Source organism: Nonomuraea longicatena (genome assembly GCF_039525605.1).
Lineage (GTDB): Bacteria > Actinomycetota > Actinomycetes > Streptosporangiales > Streptosporangiaceae > Nonomuraea > Nonomuraea longicatena.
The window spans coordinates 283,044-297,370 of record NZ_BAAAHQ010000015.1; the positions used below are offsets into that span (position 1 = coordinate 283,044).

Sequence of the window (14,327 nt, forward strand, 5' to 3'; positions counted from 1 at the left end):
GAATCGCCCCCTCACCTGGGGTCATACCTTCCGGTCTGCGGCTTCAACCCATGAGTGTCCGGATTCGGAGAGTTGGCGAAAATGGGGCCATGTCCTCCGAAGTCCGATACCGGGTGGCCGCCGAGGCCGGTCTCGCGGCCGGGGTCGCGCTGCTGACGGCGCTGCTGGCCCACCACGCCGTCTGGCTGACCTGGCCCACCATGACGACGCTCGCCGACCCCGCGCCCCTGGCCCTCGCCGCCGGGCTCGCCGTCGCCCTGGTCCTCGTACGGCGCCGCCTGCCCACCCTGGCGCTGCTGGCGGCGGCACTGCTGTTCGGGCGCTTCATCGAGACCGGCGTCGCCGTGGCGGTCATCGCCTACGCCGCCGCCGCCCGTGCCCCGGTCAAGACCTATGTCGTGGCCGCCGCGCTTCCGGTCGGGCTGTCCCTGCTGCTGGCCCCGCCGCACACCTGGCGCCAGATCGCCGTGGTGAGCGTCACGATCTCGCTGGTCTGCGTCGCCCTGCCCGCCCTGCTCGGCCTCGTCCTCGTCCAGCGCGAACGCCTGCTGCGCGCCCTGCGGGAGCGCAACGAGGTCCTCGAACGCGCCCACGAACTGACCGCCGCCCAGGCCCGCCTGCTGGAACGCTCCCGGATCGCCCAGGAGATGCACGACCTCATCGGCCACCGCCTGAGCCTCGTGTCCCTGTACGCGGGCGGTCTGGAACTCAGCGCCGACCCGCCGCTGGCCGAACGCGCCCGCCTGGTGCGCGACACGGCGGCCACGGCGATGAGCGAACTGCGGACCGTCCTCGACGTCCTGCGCACCGACCGGCCCGGCGACGGCGTCACCGACGCCACCGGCACCCGCGCCGACCTCGAAGCACTCGCGGCCGAGTCACGAGCGACCGGCACCCCGGTGGCCTTCGCCTGGAGCGGGCCGGACATCGGCGGGGAGCACCGGGCCGTCCGCATCGCCGCCCACCGGCTGGTGCGCGAGTCGCTGACGAACCTGCACCGGCACGCGCCCGGCGCCTCCTGCGCGGTCGAGGTGTGCCACGAGCCCGGCGGGCTCGCCGTCCGCGTGGAGAACGACCGGCCCGCCGGGCCCCGGCGGGAGCGGAGCGGCGGCACCGGACTGACCGGGCTCGCCGAGCGGGTGCGCCTGCTCGGCGGCACGTTCGCGGCCGGGCCCACCCCGGAAGGCGGGTTCCTGGTGCGGGCCGTGCTGCCCTGGGACGGCACCCGTACCGAGGAGGAGAGCGCGCCGGCCGCGCCGCCCGGCGCGGCCGGGCGGCGGCCGGGCCGATGGCAGCGGGTGAGCGGGTACGGGGTGCACGCCGCCGCCCTCGCGGCGGTCGCGGTGCTGCTCATCGCCGTGGTGTCCTACCTGCCGATGCCGTCGCGCGTCGCCATGATCGAGCTGGGCATGTCCGACGCCGGGTTCCGCCGCTCGGCCGTCGACTCGGAGCCGGTCGCCGAACTCGCCGTCGCCGGGCACGAGCCGCCCCGCCCGCCGGGCTCGCACTGCTGGTACTTCTACGCGGGCTACGACATCGCCGCCGACCCGGTGCGCGTCGCCCGCTACTGCGTCGGCGGCGGCCGCATCGTGGACCGGCGGGTCATCACCGTCCACGTCGGCTCCTCCGGCCGGGGAGAATGACGGCATGCCACCCATCCGCGTCCTGCTCGCCGACGACGAGGCCCTGCTCCGGACCGGCGTCCGGCTCATCCTGGAGCACGCCGACGACGTCCGGGTGGTGGCGGAGGCCGCCGACGGCGCGGAGGCCGTCGCCCAGGCGCTCGCCCACACCGTGGACGTGGCGCTGCTCGACATCCGCATGCCCGTCATGGACGGCCTGGCCGCCGTCGCCGAACTCGCCCGCGCGGCCCCCGGCGTGAAGACGCTCGTCCTGACCACGTTCGGCGAGGAGGACAACCTGGCCGAGGCGCTCCGCGCGGGCGCGGCGGGCTTCCTGCTCAAGGACACCGGCCCGCAGGAGCTCATCCACGCGGTCCGCACCGTGGCGGGCGGGCACGCCATCCTCGCCCCCCAGCTCACCCGCTGCCTCATCGACCGCTACGTCGGCCAGAGCGGCAGGGACGCCGGCCGGCTCGTCGAGGGGCTGTCGAAGAAGGAACGCGAGGTGCTGCTGCTGCTCGGTGCCGGGCGCTCCAACGCCGAGATCGCCAAGGACCTGTACATGGGGGAGGGGACGGTGAAGACCCACGTCAGCCGCATCCTCGCCAAGCTCGGCTGCGGCAACCGGGTGCAGGCGGCGATCATCGCCCACGACGCCGGGATCCTGGCCGATCGTTGACACGGCACGGCCGATCGGCAGATACCGGACCGGGCGTGTCGTCTCCAGGGTGGGAGCCATGCTCCAGACCCTCACCGCGCTGCTGGCCGCCTCCGCCGTCGGCCTCGGCGCGCTCACCCCGCCCGCCACCGCCCCGCCCGCCGCCTCGCCCGCTGCCGGCCGGTCAGCGGCCGGTCAGTGGCGGGTCAGCGGCCGATCGAGCGCAGGTAGGCGCCGAGATCCTCGGCCGCCTTGACGTTGCGGGGGCCGCTGACCGCGTCGCCGTACGACATGACCAGGTAGCGCCGGTTCTGCACTGCGGGGATCGAGCGGAGTTGCGGCAGCGACTCCAGGAAGGCGATCTTGTCCTTCGCGGGCCGGTCGGCGTAGTCGACGATCACGATGACCTCCGGCCTGGCCTTCACCACCGGCTCCCAGCCGACCGTCGTCCAGCCCTTGCGCAGGTCGGCGAAGACGTTCACGCCCCCCGCCGACTCGATGACGTCGTGCGGCGCGGCGTGGCGCCCGGCCGTGAACGGCTGGTCGGTGCCGGAGTCGTAGACGAACACCCGGGCCGGTGAACCGCCCGCAGGCCAGGTCTTCCTGAGGGCGGCGATCCGGCCCTTCAACTCGGCGACGAGCGCGGTGGCGCGCTCCTCCACGCCGAAGACGCGCCCGATGTTGGCCAGGTCGGTGTACAGCGCCTCCAGCGGCGGCACGTCGAGGCCGGCGCCGCCGTACCCCCAGCAGGTCTCGGTGTGCAGGTAGCTGGCGATGCCGTTCTCCCGCAGCAGCGCGGGGGTGATGCCCCGCTCCTCGCTGAAGCCCGAGTTCCATCCGGCCAGCACCCAGTCGGCCTTCGCGGCGACGACGATCTCGCGGGTGATGCGCTCGGTGCCGAGCCGTTCGACCTTGGCGTAGTCCGCCTTCCACGGGGATCCGGCGATGGCGGGGTCGCCGAGGGCGTTCATGACGTAGCCGCGCATCCGGTCGGCGAGACCGAGCGCGAACATCTTCTCCGCGCCGCTCACGTCGTAGGCGAGGGCGCGCTGCGGGGGCGCGTAGGCCACGTCCTGGCCGCAGTTGGAGACGGTGACGGTGGTCGGCGACGCCGCTGAGGGGGTCACACTGGCGCCGCAGCCCGTGAGCAGCAGCGCCGCCAGCGCGAGCGAGGCGGGACGTTTCATGATCATGTGCGGACTCCTCCGGGGAGGTCGTAGAGAAGCTGGAGGGCCCCGGTGCGCGGATGCGCGACGACCGTGACCGAGACGCCGAAGACGTCCTCGACCAGCTCTGGGGTGAGAACCTCCGCCGGTGCGCCGGTGGCGACCAGCGAGCCGGCACGCAGCACGGCGACGCGGTCGCAGACGGCGGCGGCGAGGTTGAGGTCGTGCAGCGCGGCCAGCACGGTCAGGCCGGAGCCGCGCAGGAAGGACAGCAGCGCCACCTGGTGGCGCACGTCCAGGTGGTTGGTGGGCTCGTCGAGGACCAGCAGGCGCGGCTCCTGGACCAGCGCGCGGGCCACGAGCACCCGCTGCCGCTCGCCGCCGGACAGCGTCAGCACGCTGCGGCCGGCCAGGTGGGAGACGTCCATGCGGGCCATGGCCCCGGCGCACAGTTCGCGCTCGCGGGCGTCGAGCGCGCGGTTGCCGCGCGCGTGCGGCGTCCGGCCGAGGGCGACCACCTCCTCGACGGTGAAGTCGAGTTCGGCGTGGCTGTCCTGGGTGAGCGCCGCGACCGAGCGGGCGCTGTCCCGCAGCGACAGCGTGCCCAGGTCGGCGCCGTCCAGCAGGACGGCGCCGGAGGACGGGCGCAGCGCCCGGTAGACGCAGCGCAACGCGGTGGACTTGCCGCTGCCGTTCGGGCCGACGATCCCGACGATCTGGCCGGGGGCGACGTCGAGGTCGAGGCGTTCGACGAGGGCGCGGCCCGCCCGCTCGACCGACAGGGAACGCAGGGAAAGGATCATCTACCGGCCTCCGAACAGGTAGCCGCGACGGCGGATCAGCACGACGAACACCGGCACGCCCACCAGCGCCGTGAGAACGCCGAGCGGCAGTTCCTCCGGCGCCGCCAGGGTGCGCGCGAGCAGGTCCACCCACACCATGAACACCGCCCCCGCCAGGGGCGTGACGGCCAGCACCCGGCGGTGCGACGAGCCGACCACCATCCGCACCAGGTGCGGCAGCACCAGCCCGACGAAGGCGATAGCGCCGCTGACGGCCACGATCAGGCCGGTCGCCATCGCGGTGAGCAGGAACAGGCCCCGCCGTACGCGCTCGGCGTCCACGCCGAGGCTGGCGGCGCTCTCGTCGCCCAGCGACAGCACGTCCAGCGCCCGCGAGTGCCGCAGCAGCACCAGCACGGTCACCACCACGCCCGCCGTGACCGGCGGCAACGACTGCCAGGTCGCCCCGCCGAGGCTGCCGAGCAGCCAGAACAGCACCGTGCGCGCGGCCTGCCCGTTGGGCGACAGGAACACCAGGACGCTCATCAGCGCCTGGAACCCGTACGCGAGCGCCACCCCGGTCAGCACCAGCCGCAGCGGCGTCAGCCCGAGCGGCCCGCGGGCGGCCAGGTACACGAGGGCCGTCGCGCCGAGCGCGCCGAGGAAGGCCGCCGCCGACAGCGCGTACACTCCGAGGCTCGCAAACAGCCCGAACACCACCACGGCGGTCGCCCCGACGGAGGCGCCGGAGGAGATGCCGAGCACGAACGGGTCGGCCAGCGCGTTGCGCACCAGCGCCTGGACGGCGACGCCGACGACGCCGAGCCCGGCGCCGACGACGGCCGCCAGCAGCACGCGCGGCGTGCGGACGTCCCACACGATGGAGTAGCCGGTGACCTCGTCCGCGCCGATGGTCCCGCCGAAGAGCGCCGCGCCCAGGTGGCGGGCGGCCTCGTCGAGGGGGACGACGGACGGGCCGAGGGAGATCCCGGCCAGGACGGAAAGCAACAAAACGATCAATAGAATCGGCAGCAGCGTGCCGGTTCTCGACATGAGGTCCTCTCGGGCATGGGGCAGCCCAGGACGGCCGCCTGTGGTCGTCGCGGTGGCAGGAGTCGCTCAGGCGGCGGGAGGACCGCGCCGCACCAGCGCGTGCGACAGCCACAGGGGTACGGCGTCGGCCGCGACCCGCTCCGGCTCGACCGGGCGCGGTTCCGCCCGGGTCGGTGAGACGTCGTGGCGGCACAGGTACCAGACGACGTGGGCGGCCAGCCTGCGCAGCAGCGCCCACAGCGCGACCTCGCCCCGCTCCAGCCACCACGCGGTCAGCACGGTCGCGAGCGTGTGCAGGAGCAACATGCCGAGACCCGGCGAGAGCCCCGAGTGCGGCTCGCTCACGTGGACGGCGGGCGCGGGGTCGAGAGAGGAGAACAGCAGGTGGGAACCGAGCTGCCCGGAGGCGAGCACCACCATGATCGCCGGAAGCGGGCGCTCGCGGCCCGTGGCGGCCAGGCCGATCGCCAGGCCCCCGCCCACCGCCAGGACGAACGCCTGGAGGGGCACGGTGCCGCCGCCCATGAGGTGGGCGGCCGCCGCCAGTCCCGCGCACACCACGGCGAAGACCGCCGAACGGGCGGCGCGCAGGGTCGGGTCGGCGGGCATCCCACGCATCATGCCACGAACCGGACCGGTCAGAGGAGGGCGGGTAGGGTGACTGCCATGGGGGTGTTACGGCATGCGCTCGACGTGCGCGTACCCTCGGCCCCCGGCAGCGAGCGGCCGTTGCTGCGCCTGTGGCCCTTCGCCGTCTTCGCCGCCCTCCTGACCGTCCTCAACGCGGTGATCTTCGCCGGCGAGGCCGGGTTCGGCGCCCTGTCCGTCCCCGCCGCGCTGATCGCCGGCTACCTCGGCCACCTCAGGACCCTGCGGCGCCGCGACACCCTGCGGGTGGCGGCGGAGTTCGGGCGGCGGCAGGTCCTCGAAGAGCGCGCCCGCATCGCCCGCGAACTCCACGACATGGTCGCCCACCACATGTCGGTGATCGCGGTGCGGGCCGCCAGCGCGCCGTACCGGATCGACGGCGGGGTGGGGGAGGGGGCCGCCAGGGAGTTCGCCGACCTCGGCGGCGCCGCCCGCGAGGCGCTGCGCGACATGCGCCACCTGCTCGGCGCCCTGCGCGGCACCGACGTTGCGCCGGAGACCGCGCCGCAGCCCGGCCTGTCCGACCTCGGCGCGCTCGTCGACACGGTACGCCGGGCGGGCCTGCCGGTGACCCTCGCCTGCGAGACGGCCGAGCCGACCCCGGTCCACTCGCTGACCGCCTACCGGATCGTCCAGGAGGCGCTGAGCAACGTGGTCAGGCACGCACCGGGCGCCGCCACCAGCGTCGCCGTCCGCGATGACGCCGGCACGCTGGTGATCGAGGTGGAGAACGCGCCCTCGGCCGGTGGGGTCGTGGCGCAGCCGGGCTCCGGCCTGGGGCTGATCGGCATGCGGGAGCGGGTGGCGGCGCTGGGCGGCGGGCTCACGACCGGTGTCGTGGACGGGGGCGGCTTCGCCGTACGGGCGTGGTTGCCGAAAGGAGACGAGTGATGATCACGGTGCTGGTGGCGGACGACCAGGCGATGATCAGGGCCGGGTTCTCCGCCCTGCTCGCCGCCCAGCCCGACCTCCGGGTGCTCGGCGAGGCCCCCCGGTCCCGCTCCTGAGGGGACGCCGCCGACGGGGACCCTCTTCCTAGGGTCGCCGCATGAAGAGAGTGAACGCCTCCTCGTCCGGCACGACCGCCGAGTAGTCGAAGGCGCCCTCCTCCGAGTCGATGTCGTGGAACCTGCGCCACACGCGCTCGCCGTCCACCAGGATCGGCTGCTCGTAGTCCACGAACCGCTTGCCGGGAGCCTCGGCCAGCGCCTCCGCGTGGTGCAGCAGCGTGAGCGTGTCCAGCGGCGCGCCCAGCAACAGCACCCTGCCGCCCAGAGCGACCAGGCGGGCCAGCGGGCTGCCGGGGCCGTGCGGGTCGTCCCACGGATGCTCGTCCATCAGTTCGGCCGCCGCCGGTGCTATCCCGTGTCGGGGCGCGACCGGTTCCGGGCCGCCGCTTCGGAGCGGCGTACCTTCCTGCGGCGTACGGCGAAGGTCACGTCGATGGCCGCGATGACGGCCAGCGGGATGGCCAGCGCCGTGATCGCCCGGACCTCGACGATCAGCCCCACCGCCCCGAGGACCAGCAGGAACGCCAGGACGGCCAGCCCGATGCGCACGTGCAGCACGCTCCGGGAGTATGACTGTTTCTTGTTATACAACATGAGAAACCCGTGCCCCGAGTGATTTGTCCGCTAACGCGAACGTCGCACCTCCCGGCTCGCCGGGCATCTCGTGGTGTGCTCAAGGATGGAAGACGCTGACCCCGCCCGGCCCGACGAGCAGCCCGACGACGATCAGCACGGCACCCCACAGGAGCTGCCGCCGGGCGAGGATCGTGTAGACGCCGGAGACGACGAGGACGACCGCAAGAATCCACAGCAAAGTAGCCATGACCCGGCACTGCCCTCCGAAGGCGGCGTTTAACATCGGGGCGGTGCCCGCGCCTTGCCTCGGACCCGCGAACCCGGAAAACTCGTTCCGCACGGCTGGACGGCCGGACTCGTAGGCAGGAGCGGGTGTGATGACCGAGCACGGCGGCGAGGTGCGCAACGAGGTGTCCGGCCACGTGGGCGGACCCGTGGTGCAGGCGGGGCAGATCGGCAGCGTGGTCTTCCACACCCCCTCCGGCCCGCCCGTCGAGATTCCCCGGCAGCTTCCGCCGCCTCCGCGCGGTTTCGTCAACCGGGCCGTCGAACTCGCCGCCCTCGACGACCTGCTGAACGCCGACCTGCTGAACACCGACGGCGGCGCGGGCGTCCCGCTGACCGTGGTGGTGAGCGGCCTCGGCGGCGTCGGCAAGAGCGCGATCAGCCGCCGCTGGGCCCACGGGGTCAGCGACCGCTTCACCGACGGGCAGCTGTACGCCGACCTGGAGGGCTACCGCCACGGCGGCGGCGTCGAGGTCGGCGACGTCCTCGGCGGCTTCCTGCGCTCCCTCGGCGTCCGCGAGGAATGGATCCCGGCCGGGCTCGCCGAACGGGCGGCCCTGTTCCGGTCCAGGACCGCGGGGCGGCGGCTGCTCGTGCTCGTCGACGACGCCCACCACGCGGCGGAGGTCGTGCCGCTGCTGCCGCCGTCGGCGACCAGCGCGGTGGTGGTCACCAGCCAGCGCCGCCTCGGCGGGCTCGTCGTGGACGGCGCACGCTCGATCCCGCTGACCCCGCTCACCCTCGACGAGAGCCTCCACCTGCTGTCGAACCTGGTCGGCGCCGACCGCATCGCGGCCGAGCCCGCCGCCGGGGCGGAACTCGCCCGGCTGTGCGCGGGACTGCCGATCGCGCTGCGGGTGGCCGGGGCCCGGCTCATCCAGCGGCCGAGCAGACTCGTGAGCAAGCTCGTCGCGGAACTCGCCGACGGCAGGCGCCGCCTCGAACGGCTCAGCGCAGAGGGCGACCTGTCGGTCGAGGCGGTCTTCGAGACGGCCTACCGGGGGCTGCCGTCCGTGCCCGCCCGCCTGTACCGGCTGCTCGGGCTGCTGCCGCTGACCACGTTCTCCGCCGGGCTCGCGCAGGCCGTGCTCGGCCGCGAGGCCGAGCCGTACCTGGAGACGCTGCTCGAAGCCCATCTGGTGGAGGAGCCACTGCCCGACCGATTCCGCCTGCACGACCTGGTCAGACTGCACGCGGCCCGCTGCGCCGAACGGGAGGAGCCGGTCGCCGACCAGGAGGCGGCGCTGCGCGCGGCGGCGTCCTGGTACCTCGGCGCCGTCTCCGCCGCCGACCGCGCGATCATGGGCGACCGCGTACGGCTGGCACCCGAACCCCCCGCACCGGCCGAGCCGTTCGGCTCCTCCGGCGAGGCCCTCGACTGGCTCGAAGCCGAACGCGGCAACCTGCTCGCCCTGCTGCGCCTAGCCGCGAGCGCGGGCTGGCACGAGTTCGTCTGGCAGTGCGCCGAGGCCCTGTGGGCGCTCTACCACCAGCGCAAGCACTACGCCGACTGGCTGGAGACCAGCAGGCTCGGCGCCGAGTCCGCCCGCGAGCTCGGCTACCACGCGGCCGAGGCCCGCATGCGCAACCAGCTCGCCCGCGCGTACATCGAACTGGCCGACTTCCCCACCGCCGGCCGCGAACTGGACGCGGCCGCAGGCGCCGCCGAGGCCGCGGGCGAGCCGCTGCTGCGCGCGATCGTGCTGGAGTCGTTCGGGCAGGCCGAGCTCGCGCAGAACCGGCCGGAGGCCGCCGCCGAACGGTTCACGCGGGCGCTGGAGATCCACGAGGCGATCGGCCGCCGCCGGGGCATCGGCATGCAGAGCTACCATCTCGGCCTGGCCCACACCCGGGCCGGTCACGCCGAGGAGGCCGTCGCCGCCTTCCAGCGCGCCATGTCGATCATGGAGGAGCGGGACGACGAGCTCAGCCAGGGCAAGATCGCGATCGAGCGGGCCGTCGCCCTGCGGCACCTCGGCCGCGGCGCGGACGCCGCCGCCAGCGCTCGGCAGGGGCTGGCCGTCATGCGCGAACGCCGGGTGGCGGCCAAGCAGATCAAGGCCCTGCGCATCCTGGCCGACCTCGCCGCCGACGACGGCGACCGCGAGCAGGAGCGCCGGTGCCTGGAACAGGCGCTGTCGGTCGCGCTGGCGTCGGGCAACCAGGCGGAGGCCGACCTTCTGCGGGAACGGCTGACCTGACCGGGGCCGGCGACCTAACCGGCCGGGTGGGTGACCGACACCGGGAAGCTGCGCGGGCCGATGCCGACGGACAGCAGCCCGGCCGGGTCGCGGCCCGCGGCGGCCCAGCCGTACAGGACCGGGGGCAGGCAGCGCGGATCGAGCCCGCCGCCGGGCGCGCGGGCGAGCAGCGTCCCGGCGCCGCCGCGCAGGCTCATCCGCACCAGTCCGTCGCCGGTGACCGAGGCGGGGGGNGCCGCCGCGCCCGGGTAGCGCAGCAGCGTCTCCTGCAACCACTCCGCCGGGCGGTCGCGGCCGATGACGACCGAGGCGCTTTCCAGCAGCCGCCGGTCGAGATCCTCCTCGTCCACGACCAGGTGAGGGTCCGGCTCCGCCGCCCCGGTGCGGGCGGCGGCGGGAAACCGGCGTAGTACGGCGTGGCCGTCGCCCTCGAACCGCACCTGCGCCAGGAACGCCGTCACCTCCTGCCGCTCGGCGCGCGGCTCGGGCAGGGGGATCTGGACGACGGGGCCGGGCGGGCTCGGCAGCTCCATGAGCCGGTAGGCGAGCCGCCGCAGACGCTCCTGGGCGGCGCCGAGCCCGGCCAGTGTGCGGCCGGTCGTCTCCGCGTGGGCGCCCGGACGGTGCGCCGTCACCGCGAGCCCGATCTGCTTGAGCAGGTCGCGGCGGCGGTCGAGCCTCGGCAGGCTGCGGCTCAGCTCGGCCGTCGGCGAGCGCGGGTCCAGTTCCTCGTGCTCGCGGCCGGAGGAGGCCAGCAGGGTGGGGCGGTCGAGGGCGGCGCCGTAGAAGGTGACCGAGCCGTGGTCGCCGACCACCACGTCGGAGGCGATCAGCGCCGCCTGCCAGCCGTGCTCGGGCGGGATCAGCGCCAGCCCGGCGGCCCTGGCGTCGGCCAGCCACAGGCGTACCTGCAGGCCCCCGTATTTCTTCCAGACGTTCGGGTGCGCCACCACCGCCACCCGGAACTCATCCAGCGGCAGCTCGCTCGACAGCCGCGCGGGCAGGTCGCGGCCCGCGCCGAGCAGCGAGTGCTCGCCCCAGGTCGAGCTGACCAGCACCAGCGTGCCGCCGGGCGGGACGTCGAGCGCGCGCCGGTAGCGGTCGCGGCGGGGCAGGTGCGCCACGATGCGGTCGAAGCAGGGGTCGCCGGTGACCACGGCGCGCGGCGCGGCCTCCGGGCAGTAGCGGGCCAGCCGGTCCACCTGGTCGGGGTGCGACAGGGCGATCGCGGAGGGGACGACCGCGCCGTCGCGCATGAGCTGGCTGCGCGCCAGGCCGGAGACCTCGGAGCTGTAGCCGTCGGCAGTCCTGAGCAGCCGGTTGTGGCCGGCGCCGTGCGGCATGAGCAGCAGCGGGGCGTCCAGGCGGTGGAGGTCGCCGTTGGCGGAGGCCGACAGCGCGAGGTCGTAGCGGGTGCCGACGGCCTGCCGCCACGGGATGACGCGGGCCTGGATCTCCTCCAGGTAGGCCAGCAGGCCGTCGTCGAAGGCCGATCCGCTCACGGTGGTGAACACGGTCTGGACGCGGGGGTCCGAGCCGAACACCGGCAGTACGTCGAGGAGCCGCCCAGCCGACGTCAGGTTCCTGGCCACCGCGAGAACGTGCTTGCGGGCCCTGACGGTGGTCCAGCGGTCGTGGTCCACACCCCTCCAACCGGCGGCAGAACAGTATGGGTCGCATCCTATGAGCCTGTGGAGGCGGTGGCCACCGGCGTTGTCGTGAGTCCGGGACCGCCCATGATCAGCTCTGGTAGCTTTGCGCCACATGGGGGAAACGCTGTCACGGCGGAGCAAAGCCGTGCGATTAGCCGCCGCGGGAGCGGTACTCATCGCGCTCGGTCACGGAACCGTCGCGGGCGATGACGATCTTTTCCCGCTGGGGCCGATGGTCCAGTACGCCTTCAGCATCCCGCCGGACGGAGAGATCCGGTCGCTGTTCATGGCGGCCGAGACGGCGGCGGGCACCCGCGTCGAGATTCCCATCGAGCCGAGCCATGTCGGCATCCGCCGCGCCGAGCTTGAGGGTCAGCTGACCCGCTACGTCGGCGATCCGTCGTTGCTCCAGGAACTGGCCAAGGCGTACTCACGGCTGCAGCCGCAGGCGCCGCGCCTGACGAAGCTGTACGTCATCACCAAGGTGATCAGCCTGAAGGACCGGCGCCCCGCCTCCACCCGCGACGTCGTGAGGGTGTCATGGTCGGTGCGGTGAGCCGCTGGTGGTTCTCCCCGGTCCCGGTACGGCGGATCGCCGTCCTGCGCGTCGTCGTCTACCTGTTCCTGCCGGTGGACATGCTGCTGTTCACCGGCGGCGTCTGGGGCCACACGCAGACGACGTCCGTCTACCAGCCGGTGCTCCTGGCCCGGCTGCTGCACCTGCCCGGGGCCGCTCAGCCGCTGGTGTACATCCTGTTCGCGGTGGTCGTCTGCGCGGGGCTGGTCGCGGCGAGCGGACGGCTGCCGCGCCTGGCGGGGTACGTGGCCGCCTTCGGCTACCTGCAGTGGGCGATGCTGGCCATGTCGTACGGCAAGGTGGATCACGACCATCTCGCCCTGATCGTCACCCTGTTCGTGCTCCCCAGCGTGAGCAGGGCAGGGGAGCAGGCGGCCGGGTGGGCGGTGCGCTGCGTGCAGGTCGCCGTGGTGGCCACCTACTTCCTGTCCGCCTACGCGAAGATCCGCTTCGGCGGGTGGGAGTGGCCGAACGGCGCCACCTTCCAGTGGGCGGTCACCCGGCGCGGCACGTTCTTCGGCCACTTCGTCGCGGGCGTCCCGGGGCTGCTGCTCATCGGGCAGTGGGCGATCCTGCTGTTCGAGGCGGCCTCGCCCATCGCGTTGTTCGTGCGGGGGCGGGCGCTGTACGCGTGCGTGGCGGCCATGCTCGTCTTCCACCTGGTGACCTGGTCGCTGATCACCATCCACTTCCTGCCCCACGTGATCTGCGTGGCCGCGTTCCTACCGCTCGAACGTCTTGGGAAGCGCGCACGCGGCCGTGCCACCGGGCAGACGGGCGCGGTTGTTCGCGACCAGCCGGTATAGCCCGTGCGCGAGCCAGCGCACCGGCGGCAGGCGCATGACCAGCCCCAGCGGGCTCCACGGCAGCCCGGCGTCGATCAGCAGCCGCGCCACCGCCTGGGCGCCGCCGTGCACGCCGCCCTCGGAGATCCACAGCAGCTCGTACTCGGCCCGCTCGCGGGTCACTCCGAGGGCGGCGAGGTCGGCGGACTGCCAGGAGGTGATCCGGGCCCGGGTGCGCAGGTTCCGCCGTACGAAACCGACGCACACCGTACAGAATCCACAATCTCCGTCGAAGACGAGTACGGGTCTCATAGGTGACGAGCCTACGGTGTCCGGACAGCGGTGTCCGGTCAGCGGCGTCCGGGTCAGCGGCGCAGCAACGCCCGGAGGGCCGCCGTGACCGTCTCGGGGTCCTCCTCCGCCATGAAATGGCCGCAGTCCACCGTCGTGTGGACCAGGTCGGCGGTCCACGCCTGCCAGCGGGCCCGCGCGTCGAAGCCGAGCGCCGCCCCCCAGTCCTGCTGCAGTACGGTCACCGGCATCCCCAGCCGCCGACCGGCGGCCCGGTCCACCTGGTCGTGCTCGACGTCGATCGTCGCCGAGGCGCGGTAGTCGGCCACGATCGACGGCACCGCCTCCCGGCAGGCCTCCAGGTAGGCGGCGGCGGGCACCGCCTCGGGACGCCGCGCCCACGTGGACAGGAAATGGCCGAAGAACGCGTCCGGGGCGGCCGAGATCAGCCGCTCGGGCAGGCCGGGCGGCTGCGCCATCAGGTACAGGTGGAAGCCCACGGCCGCCGACGTGCCGCTCAGCACCTCCCACATGTCCAGCGTCGGCAGCACGTCGAGGCAGGCCAGGTGGGTGACGGCGGCCGGATGGTCGAGCCCGGCGCGGAAGGCGACCAGGGCGCCTCTGTCGTGACCGGCCAGCGCGAACCGCTCGTGGCCGAGCGCCCCGGCGAGGGCGACGACGTCGGCGGCCATGGCGCGTTTGGCGTACACACCCGGATGACCGGCCTCCGGTTTGTCGCTGGCGCCGTATCCGCGCAGGTCGGGGCAGATGACGGTGTGGTCGGCGGCGAGATCGGCGGCCACGTGCCGCCACATCAGGTGCGACTGGGGGAAACCGTGCAGCAGGACGAGCGGGCGGCCCGTGCCGCCGACGGCGACGTTGAGGGCGACGCCGTCGGCGACCTGGACGCGTTCGTAGCCGAAACCGGGGATCATGCGCATGCCTTTCTCGTGGGACGCCCCGACTGTGCCAGCGCCGAATCAGCATCCGGTCAGCAACCCTCGTCCGGGCGTGGAGGCCC

The 14,327-nt window shown here is 73.9% G+C and carries 13 protein-coding genes and 1 pseudogene; 6 read left to right on the top strand and 8 right to left on the bottom strand.

All coding sequences use genetic code 11. The annotated features are described in order from the left end of the window. Positions 1–89 precede the first annotated feature (89 nt). Together ABD120_RS16880 and ABD120_RS16885 are read left to right on the top strand one after the other, a co-directional pair. Positions 90–1,643, top strand: a complete 1,554-nt coding sequence (locus ABD120_RS16880; protein WP_343950844.1) for a sensor histidine kinase — start codon at positions 90–92, stop codon at positions 1,641–1,643. 4 nt (positions 1,644–1,647) lie between these two features. Next, positions 1,648–2,301 (top strand): response regulator, encoded by a 654-nt coding sequence (locus ABD120_RS16885; protein WP_343950845.1) that lies wholly within the window; start codon positions 1,648–1,650, stop codon positions 2,299–2,301. A gap of 185 nt (positions 2,302–2,486) precedes the next feature. Here the strand turns inward: ABD120_RS16885 and ABD120_RS16890 are convergent, their stop codons facing one another. The 4 genes from ABD120_RS16890 to ABD120_RS16905 all read right to left on the bottom strand — a co-directional run bounded on the left by ABD120_RS16890 (position 2,487) and on the right by ABD120_RS16905 (position 5,890). Continuing rightward, a complete protein-coding gene (locus ABD120_RS16890) occupies positions 2,487–3,473 on the bottom strand; it encodes an ABC transporter substrate-binding protein (RefSeq protein ID WP_343950846.1) in 987 nt (328 codons plus the stop codon). Further along, positions 3,470–4,249 carry an ABC transporter ATP-binding protein gene (locus tag ABD120_RS16895; protein WP_343950848.1) on the bottom strand — a complete coding sequence of 260 codons (780 nt, stop codon included), beginning with the start codon at positions 4,247–4,249 and terminating at the stop codon, positions 3,470–3,472. The genes ABD120_RS16890 and ABD120_RS16895 overlap by 4 nt, the downstream gene beginning before the upstream one ends. Then, the gene (locus tag ABD120_RS16900) at positions 4,250–5,239 is read right to left on the bottom strand and encodes a FecCD family ABC transporter permease (RefSeq protein WP_425563983.1); all 990 of its coding nucleotides are present in this window, start codon (positions 5,237–5,239) and stop codon (positions 4,250–4,252) included. 108 nt (positions 5,240–5,347) lie between these two features. Next, positions 5,348–5,890 carry an MFS transporter gene (locus ABD120_RS16905; protein ID WP_343950851.1) on the bottom strand — a complete coding sequence of 181 codons (543 nt, stop codon included), beginning with the start codon at positions 5,888–5,890 and terminating at the stop codon, positions 5,348–5,350. Positions 5,891–5,947: 57 nt separating this feature from the next. Between ABD120_RS16905 and ABD120_RS16910 the strand changes: the two genes are divergently transcribed. Continuing rightward, positions 5,948–6,820 (top strand): sensor histidine kinase, encoded by an 873-nt coding sequence (locus ABD120_RS16910; protein WP_343950852.1) that lies wholly within the window; start codon positions 5,948–5,950, stop codon positions 6,818–6,820. Positions 6,821–7,000: 180 nt separating this feature from the next. Here the strand turns inward: ABD120_RS16910 and ABD120_RS16915 are convergent. Together ABD120_RS16915 and ABD120_RS16920 are read right to left on the bottom strand one after the other, a co-directional pair. Further along, a pseudogene (locus ABD120_RS16915) lies at positions 7,001–7,355 on the bottom strand (AAC(3) family N-acetyltransferase); the annotation flags it as partial. Positions 7,356–7,612: 257 nt separating this feature from the next. Then, a complete protein-coding gene (locus tag ABD120_RS16920; RefSeq protein WP_343950853.1) occupies positions 7,613–7,762 on the bottom strand; it encodes a GPGG-motif small membrane protein in 150 nt (49 codons plus the stop codon). A 130-nt stretch (positions 7,763–7,892) separates the two neighbouring features. Between ABD120_RS16920 and ABD120_RS16925 the strand changes: the two genes are divergently transcribed. The 3 genes from ABD120_RS16925 to ABD120_RS16935 all read left to right on the top strand — a co-directional run bounded on the left by ABD120_RS16925 (position 7,893) and on the right by ABD120_RS16935 (position 13,036). Beyond that, on the top strand, positions 7,893–10,001 hold the full coding sequence (locus ABD120_RS16925; protein WP_343950854.1) for a tetratricopeptide repeat protein: 2,109 nt from the start codon (positions 7,893–7,895) through the stop codon (positions 9,999–10,001). A gap of 1,797 nt (positions 10,002–11,798) precedes the next feature. Further along, positions 11,799–12,209 (top strand): hypothetical protein, encoded by a 411-nt coding sequence (locus ABD120_RS16930; protein WP_343950855.1) that lies wholly within the window; start codon positions 11,799–11,801, stop codon positions 12,207–12,209. Next, a complete protein-coding gene (locus ABD120_RS16935; protein ID WP_343950856.1) occupies positions 12,206–13,036 on the top strand; it encodes a hypothetical protein in 831 nt (276 codons plus the stop codon). The genes ABD120_RS16930 and ABD120_RS16935 overlap by 4 nt, the downstream gene beginning before the upstream one ends. On the opposite strand, the gene ABD120_RS16940 is transcribed toward ABD120_RS16935, so the two are convergent. Beyond that, positions 12,953–13,327, bottom strand: coding sequence for a thiol-disulfide oxidoreductase DCC family protein (locus ABD120_RS16940; protein WP_343950857.1), 375 nt, complete (start codon positions 13,325–13,327; stop codon positions 12,953–12,955). The genes ABD120_RS16935 and ABD120_RS16940 overlap by 84 nt on opposite strands. A 53-nt stretch (positions 13,328–13,380) precedes the next feature. Further along, positions 13,381–14,247, bottom strand: coding sequence for an alpha/beta fold hydrolase (locus tag ABD120_RS16945; RefSeq protein ID WP_343950858.1), 867 nt, complete (start codon positions 14,245–14,247; stop codon positions 13,381–13,383). Positions 14,248–14,327 lie beyond the last annotated feature (80 nt).

Coding starts and splice junctions, on each gene's coding strand:
- ABD120_RS16880 (WP_343950844.1), top strand. CDS start 90: ATGTCCTCCGAAGTCCGATACCGGGTGGCCGCCGAGGCCGGTCTCGCG.
- ABD120_RS16885 (WP_343950845.1), top strand. CDS start 1,648: ATGCCACCCATCCGCGTCCTGCTCGCCGACGACGAGGCCCTGCTCCGG.
- ABD120_RS16890 (WP_343950846.1), bottom strand. CDS start 3,473: ATGATCATGAAACGTCCCGCCTCGCTCGCGCTGGCGGCGCTGCTGCTC.
- ABD120_RS16895 (WP_343950848.1), bottom strand. CDS start 4,249: ATGATCCTTTCCCTGCGTTCCCTGTCGGTCGAGCGGGCGGGCCGCGCC.
- ABD120_RS16905 (WP_343950851.1), bottom strand. CDS start 5,890: ATGCCCGCCGACCCGACCCTGCGCGCCGCCCGTTCGGCGGTCTTCGCC.
- ABD120_RS16910 (WP_343950852.1), top strand. CDS start 5,948: ATGGGGGTGTTACGGCATGCGCTCGACGTGCGCGTACCCTCGGCCCCC.
- ABD120_RS16920 (WP_343950853.1), bottom strand. CDS start 7,762: ATGGCTACTTTGCTGTGGATTCTTGCGGTCGTCCTCGTCGTCTCCGGC.
- ABD120_RS16925 (WP_343950854.1), top strand. CDS start 7,893: ATGACCGAGCACGGCGGCGAGGTGCGCAACGAGGTGTCCGGCCACGTG.
- ABD120_RS16940 (WP_343950857.1), bottom strand. CDS start 13,327: ATGAGACCCGTACTCGTCTTCGACGGAGATTGTGGATTCTGTACGGTG.
- ABD120_RS16945 (WP_343950858.1), bottom strand. CDS start 14,247: ATGCGCATGATCCCCGGTTTCGGCTACGAACGCGTCCAGGTCGCCGAC.